General features: G+C 75.2%; 15 protein-coding genes. 3 read left to right on the plus strand and 12 right to left on the minus strand.

Annotated elements, in window-relative coordinates:
• Positions 1 to 681, plus strand: coding sequence for a hypothetical protein (locus Sya03_RS03150; RefSeq protein WP_203936602.1), 681 nt, complete (start codon positions 1 to 3; stop codon positions 679 to 681).
• On the opposite strand, the gene Sya03_RS03155 is transcribed toward Sya03_RS03150, so the two are convergent.
• Positions 678 to 1,457, minus strand: a complete 780-nt coding sequence (locus Sya03_RS03155) for an ABC transporter permease (RefSeq protein ID WP_239107078.1) — start codon at positions 1,455 to 1,457, stop codon at positions 678 to 680. The two genes, Sya03_RS03150 and Sya03_RS03155, sit on opposite strands and share 4 nt — an antisense overlap.
• Positions 1,454 to 2,308, minus strand: a complete 855-nt coding sequence (locus Sya03_RS03160) for an ABC transporter ATP-binding protein (RefSeq protein WP_203936603.1) — start codon at positions 2,306 to 2,308, stop codon at positions 1,454 to 1,456. The genes Sya03_RS03155 and Sya03_RS03160 overlap by 4 nt, the downstream gene beginning before the upstream one ends.
• A gap of 80 nt (positions 2,309 to 2,388) precedes the next feature.
• Between Sya03_RS03160 and Sya03_RS03165 the strand changes: the two genes are divergently transcribed.
• Positions 2,389 to 2,754, plus strand: coding sequence for a nuclear transport factor 2 family protein (locus Sya03_RS03165; protein ID WP_203936604.1), 366 nt, complete (start codon positions 2,389 to 2,391; stop codon positions 2,752 to 2,754).
• Here the strand turns inward: Sya03_RS03165 and Sya03_RS03170 are convergent.
• From Sya03_RS03170 to Sya03_RS03185, 4 genes are read right to left on the minus strand one after another with little or no spacing between them, the layout of a single operon-like run.
• The gene (locus Sya03_RS03170) at positions 2,751 to 3,476 is read right to left on the minus strand and encodes a hypothetical protein (protein WP_239107079.1); all 726 of its coding nucleotides are present in this window, start codon (positions 3,474 to 3,476) and stop codon (positions 2,751 to 2,753) included. The genes Sya03_RS03165 and Sya03_RS03170 overlap by 4 nt on opposite strands.
• The gene (locus Sya03_RS03175) at positions 3,473 to 6,073 is read right to left on the minus strand and encodes an FtsK/SpoIIIE domain-containing protein (RefSeq protein ID WP_203936605.1); all 2,601 of its coding nucleotides are present in this window, start codon (positions 6,071 to 6,073) and stop codon (positions 3,473 to 3,475) included. Before Sya03_RS03175 ends, Sya03_RS03170 begins: the two co-directional genes overlap by 4 nt.
• Before the next feature lie 36 nt (positions 6,074 to 6,109).
• The gene (locus tag Sya03_RS03180; protein WP_203936606.1) at positions 6,110 to 7,486 is read right to left on the minus strand and encodes a hypothetical protein; all 1,377 of its coding nucleotides are present in this window, start codon (positions 7,484 to 7,486) and stop codon (positions 6,110 to 6,112) included.
• A gap of 8 nt (positions 7,487 to 7,494) precedes the next feature.
• The gene (locus Sya03_RS03185; RefSeq protein ID WP_203936607.1) at positions 7,495 to 8,088 is read right to left on the minus strand and encodes a DUF4126 domain-containing protein; all 594 of its coding nucleotides are present in this window, start codon (positions 8,086 to 8,088) and stop codon (positions 7,495 to 7,497) included.
• Positions 8,089 to 8,146: 58 nt separating this feature from the next.
• Here Sya03_RS03185 and nucS point away from each other — a divergent pair, with 58 nt between their 5' ends.
• Positions 8,147 to 8,806, plus strand: coding sequence for an endonuclease NucS (gene nucS / locus Sya03_RS03190; protein WP_203936608.1), 660 nt, complete (start codon positions 8,147 to 8,149; stop codon positions 8,804 to 8,806).
• A 42-nt stretch (positions 8,807 to 8,848) separates the two neighbouring features.
• Here nucS and Sya03_RS03195 read toward each other — a convergent pair whose 3' ends face one another.
• The 6 genes from Sya03_RS03195 to Sya03_RS03220 all read right to left on the minus strand — a co-directional run bounded on the left by Sya03_RS03195 (position 8,849) and on the right by Sya03_RS03220 (position 15,784).
• On the minus strand, positions 8,849 to 9,991 hold the full coding sequence (locus Sya03_RS03195; protein ID WP_203936609.1) for a hypothetical protein: 1,143 nt from the start codon (positions 9,989 to 9,991) through the stop codon (positions 8,849 to 8,851).
• Positions 9,992 to 10,100: 109 nt separating this feature from the next.
• On the minus strand, positions 10,101 to 11,075 hold the full coding sequence (locus Sya03_RS03200; protein WP_203936610.1) for an LLM class flavin-dependent oxidoreductase: 975 nt from the start codon (positions 11,073 to 11,075) through the stop codon (positions 10,101 to 10,103).
• Positions 11,072 to 12,343, minus strand: coding sequence for a threonine synthase (locus Sya03_RS03205; protein ID WP_203936611.1), 1,272 nt, complete (start codon positions 12,341 to 12,343; stop codon positions 11,072 to 11,074). The genes Sya03_RS03200 and Sya03_RS03205 overlap by 4 nt, the downstream gene beginning before the upstream one ends.
• On the minus strand, positions 12,340 to 13,512 hold the full coding sequence (locus Sya03_RS03210; protein WP_203936612.1) for a M24 family metallopeptidase: 1,173 nt from the start codon (positions 13,510 to 13,512) through the stop codon (positions 12,340 to 12,342). Before Sya03_RS03210 ends, Sya03_RS03205 begins: the two co-directional genes overlap by 4 nt.
• Positions 13,509 to 14,522 (minus strand): LLM class flavin-dependent oxidoreductase, encoded by a 1,014-nt coding sequence (locus Sya03_RS03215; RefSeq protein WP_203936613.1) that lies wholly within the window; start codon positions 14,520 to 14,522, stop codon positions 13,509 to 13,511. The genes Sya03_RS03210 and Sya03_RS03215 overlap by 4 nt, the downstream gene beginning before the upstream one ends.
• Positions 14,522 to 15,784 (minus strand): cytosine permease, encoded by a 1,263-nt coding sequence (locus Sya03_RS03220; protein ID WP_203936614.1) that lies wholly within the window; start codon positions 15,782 to 15,784, stop codon positions 14,522 to 14,524. The genes Sya03_RS03215 and Sya03_RS03220 overlap by 1 nt, the downstream gene beginning before the upstream one ends.
• Positions 15,785 to 15,897 lie beyond the last annotated feature (113 nt).

Raw genomic sequence — 15,897 nt, forward strand, 5'->3', positions numbered from 1 at the left:
GTGATCAACGAGAGAGTCCGGCTGTCCGTCGGCGCGGTCGGCGCCCAGCGGGTGATCGGCGTGGTCGCCGGTCTGGTGTTCGTCGCGGGCGGCACCGCGTTCGCGGTGCTGCCCGCGCTCGCGAGCCGGTGGATGACCGGATTCGGCGGGCAGGCCGGCGGTGGGGAATGCACCGTCGAGGGCGGCACCGTCGACGACCTGCCACCGGGGCTGCTGGAGGAGCTGGGCTGTTCCCGCTCGTCGTCACCGTTCGACTGGTTCGAGCCGGTCCAGCTGATCGGGCTGCTCGGGCTGCCGTTCGTGGTGCTCGGGCTCGGCCTGGTGCTGCGGGTGCTGCGCAGTGCCGTCTGGCTGGAGGGCACCCATGCCGACGTCCGCGGCGCCGTCCGGACCCGCCGGGTCGACCTGTCCACCGCCGAGATCACCGCCGGCGCCGTCGAGCAGGGCTCCGGCCACAACAGGGTCCGCATCCCGGTCCTCGTCGCCCGCGACCCGGCCACGGGCCGCCGGGTGACGATCAGCCTGCGGGGCAACGCGGGCGGATACCTGCCCCCGGACGAGCTGCGCGCCCTGGCGGACGCGATCACCCGCAACCGCCCCGGCGACGGCGGCCGCCACGGCGACGCCCACGCGATGGCCCGCCAGCTCCGCGAGCGGGCCGAGCGGCCCCTGGCGATCTAACCGTCGCGGCGGGTCGTCCAGCGGAACGTCGTCAGGCACAGCGCCAGCCCGAGCACGCACCAGGCGCCCAGCACCAGCGCCACCGTGCCCAGTTCGAACGACCCGCCCGGCTCCTGCGCCCCGAACGAGCCGGGCAGGAACACCGCCCGCAGGCCCTGGCACATCCACTTCAGCGGGAACACCGCCGCCACCTGCTGCATCCACGTCGGCAGGCTGGTGAACACGAAGAACACCCCCGAGATGAACTGCAGCACCAGCGCGACCGGCGTGACCACCGCCGGCGCGCTGCGCCCCGTGCGCGCCAGCGACGAGAACGCGATGCCGCACAGCGTGCACGCCGTCGTGCCCAGCGCCGCCACCCACAGGAACGTCAGCCACAGCCGCCCCGACGACGGCAGCTCCAGGTCGAACAGCAGCGTCGCCACCACCAGCAGCAGGATCGTCTCCGCCACCGCGATGAACGCCACCATCAGCACCTTGCCGGCGAAGTACACCCACGGCGGCATCGGCGTGCCGCGCAGCCGCTTGAGCACCCCGCGGTCGCGCTCGATCGGGATCTGGATGGCGAGCGCCTGGAACCCGGCCGTCATCAGGCCGGTGGCGATCATGCCGGTGACGAAGTACTGGGTGAACCGCACCCCGCCGCCGATCTCGCCGTCGAAGATGGACGCGAAGATCACGATCATCAGCACCGGGAACGCCATCGTGAACACGACCTGCTCCCGGCTGCGCAGGAACTGGCGGATCTCCAGGGCGCCCTGCCGCAGCGCGATCACGCGATCATCCGCAGGTAGACGTCCTCCAGCGTGGGCCGGGTGACCGTCAGGCCCGGCACCTCGCCGCCGTAGCGCGACGCCAGCTCGGCCACCAGCGCCGTCGGCGTCGCGCTCTCGGCGCGTTCCACCCCACCTCCGGGGGTACGCCACGACACCGTCGCCGCCGCGTCGGCGCGACCGCCCAGCTCCGCGGGCCGTCCCGCGGCGATCACCCGCCCGGCCGCGATCACCGCCACCCGGTCGGCCAGCGCCTCCGCCTCCTCCAGGTAGTGCGTCGTCAGCACGATCGTGGTGCCCGCCGCGGCCAGGTCCCGGATCAGCGTCCAGAAGTCCCGCCGCGCCTCCGGGTCGAAGCCCGTCGTCGGCTCGTCCAGGAACAGCAGCTCGGGCCGGCCGATGATGCCCAGCGCCACGTCCAGCCGCCGCTTCTGCCCGCCGGAGAGGGTGTGCGTGCGCGCCCGCGCCTTGGCGCCCAGCCCGACGCGGTCGATGACGGCGGCGGCCGGTTCGGCGCCGGGGTAGAACCGCGCGAAGTGCGCCACCACCTCGCCCACCGTCAGCTCGTCGAACTCGCCGGTGCCCTGCAGCACCACGCCGATGCGGGCCCGCCACGCCCGCGCCGCGGGCCCGCCGGACAGCCCCACGGCCGGGTCCACCCCGAGCACCCGGACCTCCCCGGCGTCGCGCCGCCGGTAGCCCTCCAGGATCTCGACGGTGGTGGTCTTGCCGGCCCCGTTCGGGCCGAGCAGGGCGAACACCTCGCCCGGGCGCACGTCGAGGTCCACACCCGACACGGCGTCGGTCCCGCCGTACGCCTTGCGCAGCCCCCGCACGCTGATCGCGTCACTCACCCGCCGAACCCTACGGCGCGGACGCCGCCGGGTCCGTGCCGCTGCGTCGATTCACCGCCGCCGCGTGTCAGGGTGGGCGGATGTCGCAGAACAAGCAGACCGTCGAGATCTACCTCGACGGGTTCCGGAAGAACGACCACACCCAGATCCTGTCCTGCCTCACCGACGACATCGAGTGGACCGTGTTCGGGGCGTTCCGCCTCACCGGTAAGCAGGCGTACGACGCCGCCATCGAGGGGCCGGGGTGGACGGCGCCGCCGAAGCTGGGCGTGGTGCGGATGGTCGAGGAGGGCGACGTCGTCATGGCGGAGCTGACCGGCGAGGTGATCCAGGCCGACGGGACGGTGGGCCGGTTGTCGATGGCCGAGGTGTTCCGGATGCGCGACGGCAAGATCTGCGAGCGGCGGGCGTGGGTGATCCCGCTGGCGGAGAACGACTTCCGCTAGTGCATGAAGGTGAAGCTGAGCGCCGCCGCGGCCGCCATGCCGCCGAGCAGGGTCAGCGCGACGCCGCCGATGTCGAGGCGGGCGTGCAGGGTGCGCCGGGCGGCCCAGGCCACCACGGGCACCCCGGCGGACGGGGCGAGCAGGAACGCCACCCAGCCGGCCGCGCGGACGGCCGACGCGGTGGCGCCGCCCGCCTCGCCCATGGTGACCAGGCCGCTGGCGAGCAGGCCGGTGGCGGCGGCGATCAGGGCGCCCGCGATCGGCAGCAGCGGCAGCAGCAGCCGCGGCATCGGGCGGCGGCGGGCCGGGCGCAGCGTCTCGTCGACGCGCTCGGCGGCGCGCGACAGGATGGCCCGGGCGGACGGCTGGTCGTCGGCGAGGGACTCGGTGGCGTCCGGACCCCGGGGGATCGCCACCCGGGGCAGCGCCTCGACGGGGGCGGGTTCCGGGAACTCGCCGAGGGCGCGCGGGCGTAACCCCGGGACCCGGCGCAGCTGCTCCCAGATCTGGGCGGCCTGGCGGTCGGTGTCGAGCACGCCGGCCGCGGCGGCGGCGGCCCAGCGGTCGGCCTCGGTGGCCTCGCCCTCGGCGCGGGCCAGCTCGCCCGCGGCGGCGGCGGAACTGTCCTGGTAGGCGCGTTCGGCGCCGGCCAGTTCGGCGTCGCGGCGCCGGGCGGCGCCCGCCAGGGCGTTGACCATCAGCTGGTAGTCACGGCTGCTCACAGGGCCACCTCGTACGGGATGATCACTTCGGGGACACGGTGCGCGGTGCGGTCGAACCAGAGGGCGCGGCGGGGGCGCGGGTACCAGGCGGGCCCGCCGGGGATCGGGCTGAGCGGGGCCAGGTCGGCGCCGTGCACGTCGAGCGCGACCCAGGAGCCGATCGCGTCGAACCGGGCGCCGAGGCCGCCGACGGACTCGCGCAGCGAGCCGACGGACCGCCACCAGCCGAGCACGTGCACGCCCGCGGCGGGGCCGTCGTCGAGCAGCGGGCGCAGGCCGGGGCCGGCGGCGTCGAGGGCGTACCCGACGACGTAGTGCGGCACGTCGGACGCGGCGGGCACGTCGGCGACGGTGTCGGTGAAGGCGGCGCCGGGCAGGGCCGCCGCGAGGCGGGCCGCGGCGTCGGCCGCCGCGGCGTCGGCGCAGACGACGGTGAAGCGGGCCGGGCCGTGGGTGGCGAGGGTGAGCGCGGCCGCCGCGAGCACGTCGCAGGCCTCGGCGGCGCGGCCGCCGAGCACGGCCAGGTTCCGGCCGGGGGTACGCCCGAGCCCGACGACGGCGGGCGCGGGGTCGACGGCGATGCGCTCGCCGAGCGCGGCCTCGCCGGGGGCGACGGCGGGCAGGGTCTGCGGCGACAGCACGGGCACGGCGTCGCCGTCGAACAGCCGCGGCGGCTCGGCCCCGGGGTCGCGCGCCTCCCACAGCGCGGTCTGCAAGTGCCGCCACATCGTCCGGTCGCCCGCGTCGGGCAGGCGCACCACCCGGTTGGCGGTGGCGACGCCGGAGTCGGTGTTGACGACGGCGTGGTGGCGGGGGATCACGTCGGCGGCCAGGTTGGTCTCGGCCAGGATGCGGCGCGCCTTGGGCAGCGCGATGCGCAGCGTGAACTGGGCGACGAGCGCGGAGCGGCCCCACAGCGCCTCGATGCCGGACACGTCCTGGCTGGCCAGCACGAGGTGGATGCCCTGGGAGCGGCCGCGCCGGGCCAGGTCCTCCAGCAGCTCGACGGCCTCGGCCGCGACCGCGTCGCGCCCGGACACCAGCACCTGGAACTCGTCGATGACGGCGACGATGCGCGGCCAGTGCCCGCCCGGGTCCTCGGCGCGCAGCTCGGCCAGCTTGCTGGCGTCGTGCCGCTTGGCCGCCTGCGCGCGCCGGCGCAGCTCGCCCGCGAGGTGGCGCAGCAGGGCGATGCCGAACTCGCGGTCGCCGTTGACGTTCACGCCGGCCAGCCGCACCTGCGGCAGCCAGCTGGGGTCGCGCGGGCTGGGCGCGAACCGGGCGAACGACACGCCCTCCTTGAAGTCGAGCAGGTACAGCGCCAGCTCGCCCGGGTCGTAGCGGGTGGCGAGCGCGCCGAGCCACGCGTAGACGAGGTTGGTCTTGCCGGAGCCGGACGGGCCGCCGATGAGCGCGTGCGGCGGGTCGTCGCCGAGCGGCACGTCGACCAGCGCGCCGTCCGGGCCGTCACCGACGGGCGCCACCAGGCCGTGGGCCGAGCTCTCCACCCACAGCTTCCCGGGTACGAGGTCGGCGAAGCTGGCCGGGGGCGGCCCGGCGAGCAGCCGCTCGGCGGTCTGCCGGCAGAACTGGCTGATCCGGTCGGCGGGCGGCGGCGGGTCGAGCCGGATGGGCAGGTCGCCGGTGGTCTCGGCGCTGGCGGTGCCGTCGCGCACCACGATGTGCTCGACGGTGGGGTGGGCGGCCAGCGGCACCCCGCGGGCGACGACGTGCACGCCGCAGGCGACGCCGGTGCGCACGACCCGGTCGAGCTGGGCGCGCTGGGCGGCGGGCAGGTCACCGGACGCACGGTCGCCGAGCAGCACGACGACCCGCCACGGCTCGGGCCGCGGGCCGGCGGTGGCGGCGGTGAGGTCGGGCAGGCTGGCGTACTCGCCGGCGAGCACCTGCTCGTTGATGCGCCGGATCTGCTCGACCAGGTCGTCGAGCATCGGCCCGAGCCCGCCGGGGCCGACGAACGACAGCAGGTCGGCGCTGCCGAGCGGGGCGAACGCGGCGAGGGTGCCGCCGAGGTGCTCGGGGTCGTAGACGGTGACGCGCACGTCGCCCGGGCGGGTGCTGCCGAGCGTGCGCAGCAGCAGCCCGGCGATGACGCCGTCCACGGTGGACTGCTCGCCGGACAGGTCGAGGTGGGCGTGGTCGAGCAGGGGGATGAGGGCGGGCAGCAGGGCGCGGCGCTGGGCGGGCGGCTGGCCGGGTGGGGGCGGCGGGTCGTACGCGATCATGCCGATGCGCAGCAGGCCGGGCCGGCGGCCGGGCTTCGGCTCGGTGGGCCCCCAGGCGGGCCAGGACGCCCCGGCGGCGCCGGGCGCGGACGCGGCGGCGAGGGTCTCGACGGTGGCGGACAGCGTCGCCGACTCGTGGTGGTAGCGGCGCAGGATGTCGAGCCGGGCGGCGTCGCGGGCGTCGGCGAGCTGGGTCAGGCAGGTGGCGTACGCGTCGCGGACCATCCGGCGGCGGCGCTCGGCCTCGCTGCGGGCGCTCTCGGCGGCGGCGAGCACGGCGCGGGCGGTGCCGCGGGCGGTGGCGATCTCCTTGCGGACCACGGCGGCGAGGGCCGTGCGGGCGCTGCCCACCTTCGCACCTCCCCGCGTCGCTTCAGCGGGGCGATATTAACCGTTTTGGGCGCTGTGTCGGCGTTCCTGGTCGCGTGTCGCGGGCCGCGCCACCCCACCCGCCCGCGCCTGGCGCCACAGCCGCTCCGCCACCAGCCGGGCCCCGACGGCCTGCCACAGCCGCACGTTGCGCTCCGGCACGTGCCGCCGGAACCACTCCAGCGCCCGCCGCGCGTCCCGGTCGAGCGCGTCCGCGCCGCCGCCGCGCCGGTACGGCCGCAACCCCACCACGAAGCAGAAGTACACGGCGTTGTAGTACCGCCAGTCCTCCGTGGTGCCGAAGTACGCCCCGTTCGGCTTCAGCGCCGCCACCGCCTCCCGCAGCACCGCCCGCAGCTCCGTCACCCGGGCCAGCGGCACCTCCGGCGGCACGCCGCGGGCCAGCAGCCGCTCCGTCACCACCGGCAGGTCCGCCAGCGGGCTGCGCAGCAGGCGGCCGGTGTCCCGGAAGTGCTGCAACGCCCGCCGGGTCAGCCGGTGGAACTCCTCCTCGTCCAGCTCGCCCACCCGGTGCCGCTCGCGGCGGCGCGGCAGGGCGTCCGCCGCCAGCCACAGCGCCTCCCGCTCCGCGCGCAGCGGCTCGTCGTCGAAGAACGCGATGCGGTCCAGCGACCGGCGCACCGCGCCCTCCACGGTCACCGCCACCATCGCCGCCACCACCGCCACCAGCTGCAGGGCCACCAGCGCGGGCGACGGCTCCGCGGCCGCCAGCGCCAGCGCCGTCGGCCCGCCCGCGAGCAGGCCCGCGAACAGCGCCCCGGCGAACGACCGGCGCAGGTCCGGGCGCAGCCGCTCGCCCGCGTCGTCGGCGTCGGCCACCGCCGCCACGAACCCGAGGATCAGCAGGTCCAGGCCCAGCGCCGCGAGCAGCAGCCCGTGCGCGCCCACGTCCACCGGCAGCAGCACGACCGCCAGCGCCGCCGCGTACAGGCCCGCCGCCACCGTCAGCGGGCCCGTCAGCGTGCGCCGGCGGGTGCCGTCCCGGAATCGCCACAGCACCACCACCGCGCCGATCATCGGCGCCAGCACCACCAGCCGCCCCGGCGACGGCAGCGCCGGCACCATCGCCAGCAGCAGCACCGACGTCAGCGCCCAGCCCCGCTCGATCTGCCGCCGCTCCGGCAGGTCCTCCGCCAGCAGGCCCACCGCCACGCCCGCCCACGCCAGCGGCGGCACGCACAGCAGCACCTGCTCCAGCGTCGCCAGCGGCAGCGCGTCCACGTACGGGGCGAGCAGCCCGCAGGCCACCCCCGTCGCGTACGTCAGCAGCGCCGCCGCGGCCCGGTGCAGCAGCGGGCGCGTCGGATCGCGCGCGAGCAGGTAGCAACCCAGCCACCAGGCAAGCGCGAACGCGGCGACGACGAGCACGGACACCCGTGAAGTCAAACAGACGATCGAGCCCGGCGGCGGGATCGGCGGCGGGCGATCCACACCGCGAACCACACCAGCACGAGCAACCCGACGATCACCAGCAGCGGGAAGACGATCGCCGCCACCGACACCAGCACACTGCCGATGTCCTCCGCCGTGCTGGCCACCGGCGCCCCGACCCCCGCCGTGGTCGTGTTCACCACCGGCCGGGCCGCCGCCTTCACCCCGTGCACCGACAGCGCGATGAGGACGCCCGCCACGATCGGCACCCACTGGTTCGACGAGAAGAACGCCCCCGGGTCGCTCACCGTCACCGTCTCCGACGTGGACCCCGCGCCGAACGCCAGCCCGCCCGCCGTGGGCCGGACGAACGTCTGCACCACGTCGTTGACGTGGTCCACCACCGGCACCTTGTCGGCCACCACCTCGATCGCCAGCAGGACGACGAGGATGGTCAGCACCCAGCCGTTGCCCAGCCACTGCCAGCCGGCCGGCAGGTCGACCAGCCCGGTCCAGCGCGACAGCGCGCCCAGCAGGACGAGCGGGATGTAGGCGTTGAGTCCGGCGGACGCGGCCAGGCCGGTGCCGGTGAGCGCTTCGAGCACGGATCAAGGATCGCACCGCCCGTCCAGTGCCGCCCGGCGGCGCGGGTACCCTCGTCGGGTGCGGTTGGTGATTGCGCGGTGCTCGGTGGACTATGTCGGACGGCTCTCGGCGCACCTGCCGACCGCGACCCGGCTCCTCATGGTGAAGGCGGACGGGTCGGTGTCGATCCACGCCGACGACCGGGCGTACAAGCCGCTGAACTGGATGAGCCCGCCCTGCAAGCTGCAGGAGGCGCCCGGCGTGTGGCGGGTCGTCAACAAGGCCGGCGAGGAACTGCGGATCACCCTCGAGGAGATCTTCCAGGACACCTCGTACGAGCTGGGCGTCGACCCGGGCCTGGTCAAGGACGGCGTCGAGGCGCACCTGCAGGAGCTGCTGGCCGCCCACGTCGAGACCTTCGGCGAGGGCTGGACCCTGGTCCGCCGCGAGTACATGACCGCCATCGGCCCCGTCGACCTGCTCTGCCGCGACGCCGCCGGCAAGGCCGTCGCGATCGAGGTGAAGCGCCGCGGCGACATCGACGGCGTCGAACAGCTCACCCGCTACCTCGAACTGATGAACCGCGACCCGCTGCTCGCCCCGGTGACCGGCGTCTTCGTCGCCCAGGAGATCAAGCCCCAGGCCCGCACCCTGGCCACCGACCGCGGCATCCGCTGCGTCGTGGTCGACTACGACAAGCTGCGCGGCATGGAACGCGACGAGCTGACCCTCTTCTGACGCCGCCGGGCGGCGCGACTCCCGCCGGAGGCGCGCGGAGGGTCAGCCGCCGGTCCGACCGGGCGTCGGCCCGCCGGGCCGGGGAGCCGCGGGAGCGGCAGCGCCTGCGGTGTCGTCCGCGCCAGGGAACTCGGCCGGGTCGCTCACCAGCCGGTCGCGCCAGGCCCGCACCCGGTCGCCCATCCGGGGCAGGAACGGCCCGAGGCTGAAAGCGATGCCCGCCGTGCCGTAGCCGACGGCCGCCACCCCGAGCAGCGTGAGCCCGTCGATGAGCAGGACGATCCCGGTGCCGACGAACATGACCGCGAGGCCGGCGATCGCCACGGCGAGCACCGTCCGCCGGTCGATCAGCAGGCTGATGCCGAAGCAGGCGCCCGCGACCCCGCCGCCGACACCCGCCACGCCGTGAGACGTCGCGCCCGTGGCCAAGAGGCTGATTCCCACGCCGGTGACCGCGACGGCCGAAGCGGTGAGAACCAGGGCGAACAGGGTCCACCGATGGGTGAGCATGCTGATCCCGGCGGCCACGACGGCGACTCCGCCGATGCAGACCGCCGCCCCCGTCAGTGTCAGGTTTGCGGTCAGCATGCTGGTGCCGACGCCGATGACGAAGACTCCACCGCCGGTGAACGCGAAGCCCATCAGAGCAGGGTTCTGGGTCAGGAAGCTGATACCGCCTCCGATGATCGCCATCCCGGAGCCGATGATCATCAAGCCCAGCAGGGTGGAGCCGGCGGTCAGCATGCTGATGCCGCCGCCGATGACCGCCACCCCGAGTCCGACGGCCGTCGCGGCGCTCAGCATGGCAGCCGCGTCCTCGAGGGTCGTGGGCACCAGCACCGCCAGGCCGGTCAGAGCGCCCGCGGCGGCCAGGGACCAGGCTTCCGCCGCGGAGGGAACGATGAGCGAGGACAGCGTCGCCAGGCCCGCGGCCGCCAGCAGCAGCCGGGTGGCGTGACGTGCCAGGGGCGACCGCCGGGGAAGCCGGCGCAACCACGATGCCGTGAAGAGAACGGCGGAGGCCATCAGTGCGGTGATCAGGCCGGGATAACCGAAGTCGTCGGTGGCCAGGTTGACGGTCATGCCGACGGCGAAGCCGAGCAGCGCCCCGGCGAGCTGCCCGGGCCGATCCAGCCGTACTCGGTGCCGGCCCTCGCGGCGGGCTACGCCGTCCTCGGCGTCCATGCCGCCGGTCGTGTCGCTCGCATCCATGCTCACGCTGTTCAGGATGACGGACCCTCCAGCGCGGCCGGCGGTCGAGGACGGACGGTCCGGCGGGATGTCGCCCCACCGGTTACGCCGGCGACCCCCACCCCCGGGCGCGCATGGTGGCGTCCGCCTGGTGCATCGTCTCGGCCGGGTCGACCGCCGGGTCGTCGCGGACGACGGCGACGTCCAGGCCCGCCGCCTCCAGGCGGTCGAAGGCGCGGGCCGTGTCGGTCACCGTGCCCGCCGCCGCGACCTCGTCGAGCAGGGCGTCGGTGACCAGGTCGGTGCGGGGGGCGCCGGTGCGCCAGCCCTCGCGGAAGCGGGCCGCCAGGTCCGGGCCGACGCCGGCCTGCCGGGTGATGACGTGGTCGCCGTGGACGCCCAGGAAGGTGGCGACCATGGGGCGGATGCGGTCGCGGGCGGCCGCCGGGTCGTCGCCGACGGCCAGGGCGACGTACGCCGAGAGTTCCACGCCGGGGCCGACCTGGTCGCGGACCCACCGGACGTACGCGGGTCCGGCCAGGATGGACAGCAGCAGGCCGTCGGCGAGCGGGCCGCCGCGGGCGATCGCCTGCGGGCCCTTGACGCCCAGCACGATGGGCGGGTCGGGGCGGATCGGCGTGAACGACAGGCGGGCCTCCACGTCGTGGAACTCGCCGTGGAAGCTGACGGGCTCGCCGGTGAGCAGCCGCCGGGTCAGGGTGAGGGCCTCCAGGGTGCGGGCCAGCGGCCGGTGGAACGGGATGCCGAGGCGGCCGGTCATCCAGTGCTCGTTGCTGGCGCCGAGGCCGAGGACGGCGCGGCCGCCGCTGAGCTCGTCGAGGGTGGCGAACTCCATCGCGGTCAGCACGGGGTGCCGGGTCCACGGGTTGACCACGCCGATGCCGACCCGGACCCGCGACGTGCGGGCCGCGATCGCGCCGGCCAGCGCGAACGCGCCGCGCTCGACGTAGTCCTCGGTGAGCCACACGTCGTCGAAGCCGGCGGCCTCGGCGGCGACGGCGGCCCGGACCGCGCCGGCCGAGTCGCGGTGGCCGGAGATGGAGAACGCCGTCCTCATCCGGCCGGCCTCGCGGCCGGCGCGCCGGCCAGCGCGTCGTCGAGGGCGCCGATCGTCGGGACGATCAGCGGCACCTCGGGCAGCCGGGCGGCGGTGGCGCCGACGTCCTTGAGGCCGGTGGAGGTGCCGACGACGACGACCGTGTCGTCCGGGCGCACCGTGCCGGCGGCGCGCGCGGCGGCCAGCGCCACGACGGCGGTGACGCTGGACGCCTCCAGGTAGACGCCGGACTCGCGGGCCAGCTGGAGCTGCGTCGCCATGATCTCCTCGTCGTCGGGGGTCGCCACGGCGGCGCCGCCGGCGGCGCGCAGGGCGGCGAGGCTCTGCTGGGTGCCGAACGGCGACGCCGTGGAGAACGACACCGAGGGTCGCACGGGCACCGGGCCGGCCGTCGCCGCGCCCGTGGCCAGGGCCTCGGCGAGCGGGCCGAACGGCTCGGCCGCCAGCAGCCGCGGCGCCCGCTCGATGACGCCGAGCGCGGCCAGGTCGGCGAAGCCGCGGGCGATGCCGGCCAGCCCGTCGCCGTACGCCACCGGGACGACGACCACGTCGGGCGGCCGGGGCAGCTGCTCGACGAGCTCGTACGCGATGGTCTTGTAGCCGTCGACGCCGTACGGGTTGGACCCGGCGGGCGGGTAGGCGAAGCCGGACATGGCCATCCAGCCGCGGGCGGCCACCAGGTCGCGCATCAGCGACCACCGGTCCGGCGGGCGCTCCAGGGCCACCACGTCGGCGCCGTACGACTGCATGAGCGTCTTCATCGTCGCGGGCACCGAGGCGAGCGTGAGCACGACGCAGCGCAGCCCGGCCCGGGCGGCGTACGCGGCGACGGCGGCCCCGTGGTTGCCGGTGCTGGCCACCACGACGGTCTCGGCGCCCACCTCGACCGCCTTGGTGACCGCCACCGCGGCGAGCCGGTCCTTGTAGGACCAGGTGGGGTTGCGGCTCTCGTCCTTCACCCACACCCGCGCCACCCCGGTGCGCTCGGCGAGCTGCGGCAGCTCCACGACGGGGGTGCCGCCCTCGCCGAGGCTGACGGGGGCGGTGCCGGCGGCGAGCGGCAGCAGGGCGCGGTACCGGAACAGCCCCGGCTGCGCGGCGTCGACCGGCAGCGCCGTCAGGCCGGTGAGGTCGTAGCCGGGCAGGATGTTCGCCGGGACGCCGTCGGCGGCGCACGCCGGGCAGCCCGCGCCGACCAGCTCCAGCGACGGGTCGGGGTGCTCGCCGCCGCAGCGCACGCACCGCAGCCGGCCGGTGTAGGCGCTCACGCGGGCACCACGAGCAGCTCGCGGCGGCCGGAGCAGAGCATCTCGGTCCCGTCCTCCGTCACGACCACGGTGTCCTCGATCATCATGCCGCCCCAGCCCAGCTCGTAGTACGGCGTCTCGAAGCAGAACGTCATCCCCGGCTCCAGGGTGGCGTCGACGTCCGGCGCGATGACCGGCGGCTCGTAGATGCTCAGGCCGATGCCGTGGCCGCAGTGCTGGCGGCGGTACCGGGGCACGTGCGCGCCGGTGCCGTCGAGCCCGGCCCGGAACAGCTCGGCGGCGGTGACGCCGGGCCGGGCCAGGTCGAGCTGCGCCTGCTCGCCCGCGTACACGGCCGCGTAGACGGCGAGCTGGCGCTCGTCCGGCTCGCCCAGCACGGCGGTGCGGCCGATGTCGGACCAGTAGCCGCCGACCACGCAGCCCACGTCGAAGCGGGCGGTCTCGCCGGGCTGCCAGCGCCGGTCGGTGGGCACGACGTCGGCGAGGGCGCTGCGCTCGCCCGTCGTGGCGACGACGAACCGGGGGTCGCCGCCGCCGGCCACCATCGTGCCGGCGATGGCGGCAGCCAGCTCGCGCTCGGTGACGCCGGGGGCGGCGGCCGCCACGGCCGCCTCGACCGCCGCCTCGGACAGCCGGGCGGCGTACCGGAGCATCGCGACCTCGGCCGGCAGCTTGCGCGACCGGGCCTGTGCCACCAGCGGGGTGGCGTCCTCCTGCGCGACGCGGGCGCCGGCCGGCAGCGCCCCGAGCACCGACCGCAGCGCCGCGGTCAGGTCGGGGTTGCGGTCCGCCATGGCGGCGATGTCGTGGTGGTCGCCCGGCACGGCCGCGCCGGTGCCCGCCTCGACGTAGAAGCGGCCGAACGGCACCAGCCGGTCGACGGCGATGCCGGCCGCGGCGGCGGCGGGCGCGTCCGCGGCCGGGCAGACCAGCCACAGGTCGTCGCCGGTCACGACGGCCGCGATCCGGTGGGTCCGGAACACCTGGCCGGGCATGCTGCGGTAGCCGGTGGCGTACAGGACGCTCTCCGGCTCGGTCAGCACGACGGCGTCGTACGGGGCGGCCGCCAGCACGGACCGCAGCCGGGCGAGCCGCTGCGCCGCCAGCTCGCCCAGGTCGACGTCCGGCGCCGGCGGGAGGGCCGCCGCCGTCGTCAGGAGCCCGGTCACGGTGCCACCGCCCCGATGACCTCGCCGCTGAACTGCGCCATCGCGTCGAGCGTCTCGTCGACGGAGTCGGCCGCGAACAGCAGCGCCGCCATCGTCGTCACCCCCGCCTCCCGGTACGCCTCGACCTGCTCCGCGATGTCCTGCGGCGTGCCGATGAGGTTGCGGGTCATCAGGTCCGCCACGCCCTGGTCCTTCAGCGTGGTCTTCGACAGCGACACCAGGTGGTTGAACAGCTGCGACGACTCGAAGCGCCGCCACGCCTGCTCCCGGGTCGGCGCGACGCTCACGCACACCTGCAGCGCCACGTCGAAGTCGTCCGGCAGCCGGCGGCCGTGCTGCTCCGCCTCGTCCCGGATGGACCCGAGGCCCGCGCGCACCTCGCCCGCCGACAGGCACGCGGGCAACCAGCCGTCCGCCAGCCGCGCCGCGCGCGACCGCGAGCCGGGGGAGTTGCCGCCGGACAGGATCGGCAGCCGCTCCTGCACCGGCTTCGGGTAGCTCTCCACGTCGGCGAACTCCACCCACTTGCCGGTGAAGCTGGACCGGCGCTCGGTGAACAGGCTGCGCAGGGCCACGATGGCCTCCTCGGCGTGCTCGCCGCGGTGCAGGCGCTTCGCGCCCGGCTGCATCGCCTCGAACTCCTCCCGGTAGGCGCCGATGCCCACGCCGAGCACCGCCCGCCCGTGCGACAGGTGGTCGAGCGTCGCCACCTGCTTGGCCGCCACGACCGGGTGCCGGAACGGCAGCACCATGATCGCCGTGCCGAGCCGGACCCGTTCGGTGACCGCGGCGACGTAGCTGAAGTAGGCGAACGGGTCGTAGTAGCGCGGCGGCCGGTCGAAGTCGCCGCGCACGTAGCGCTGGGTCGTGACGTGGTCGTTGCCCCAGACCGACTCGAAGCCCAGCCGCTCGGCGGCCCGCGCCAGCTCGACCGCCTGGTCGATGTCGGCGTACGGCACGGCGTACATGAGTCCCTCGGTGCCCGTCGGCACGCCCAGGCCGAACCGCATCACGCCTCCACCGGCCGGGCCGGGCGCACCCGGCGCATGGCCAGGCCGGCCAGCGCGTACAGCACGAAGCCGGAGACCAGCCCCTCGATCGCGTTCACCAGCAGGAACTCGGCGTAGTAGGCGATGAGCGCGGCGACGATCCAGCACGCCACGGCCTCCCACCGCACGGCCGGCACGTCCCGCAGGACCGTCGCGCCGGCCGCCCGGCGCTGCACCACCCAGAAGTGGGCGATGAGCAGGCCCGCGAACGGCGGCACCACCACCCCGATCACGCCGAGGAACTTGCCGAACTGGTCGGCCAGGCCGAGGAACGCGATGCCGACGGCGATGACGACCGCGACGACCGTCCACACCGGCTTCCTGATCTTCGCCTTGAGCAGGTTCGACGCCGACGTGAACGCCAGCGACGCCGAGTAGATGTTGTTGTCCGCGGTGTTCCACAGCGCCAGGAACAGCAGCACGGCGGCGGGCGCCAGCAGGCCCAGGCCCTGCATGACGACGACGAAGTTGCTGTTGCCCACCTTCATCGCCGAGACGGTGGCGATGGTCTCGAAGATGCCGACGCCGACGACGAAGCTCAGGAAGCAGGAGATCACCACGTCGCGGGCCCGCAGCGCGTACCGCTGGACGTCGGACACCAGCGCGGCGCCGGTGATCCACGTCGCGATGACGGCGCTGATCGCCGCCGAGAACCCGATCGCCTTCGCCGGCTCGACGGCGAAGACCTCGCCGAAGCCGCCGTCGAGGCTGCCGATCCGGAACAGCGCGAACACGCCGATGGCGACCTGCACGGGCACGGCGATCGCGGAGAACTTGTGCAGCCCCTTGAAGCCGAAGATCGCCGTGGTGAGGATGGCCAGCGCGAAGGCGACGACGAACACCCCCGACGGGATGGCGGGGATGAGCTTGTTCACCGCGCCGCCCCAGGTGTCCATGAGCACGCCGATGAAGCCCATCGCCACGACGCCCAGCACGATGGAGACGCCGACCGAGCCGGCGCTGCCGAACACGGCCCGCGACGACAGGTAGCTGGTCAGGCCGGTGCGGAAGCCGATGAGCCCGATGAGCGAGGCGACGACCGCCAGCACCAGGTTGCCGAGCGCGATGGCGGCCATGCCCTCGCCGAACGAGGTGCCGGAGCCGACCACCCCGCCGACCAGGAAGCTGCTGACGCTGATGTTCCAGCCGACCTGCACCACGATCAGCTGGAGGAGCGGCTTGCGCCGCGACGGGGGTACCGGCTCGAGGGCATGGTCGTCCATGGCCTCGGCGATGTTCTCTTCCCTGGTACGAACCGGTGGTTCCTCGACGGACATCGCATTCCCCAATCCGAGGCTGGCCGCCATTGGCGATTCACCACATAATCGGGGAGGGG

The organism is Spirilliplanes yamanashiensis, from assembly GCF_016863475.1.
Lineage (GTDB): Bacteria > Actinomycetota > Actinomycetes > Mycobacteriales > Micromonosporaceae > Spirilliplanes > Spirilliplanes yamanashiensis.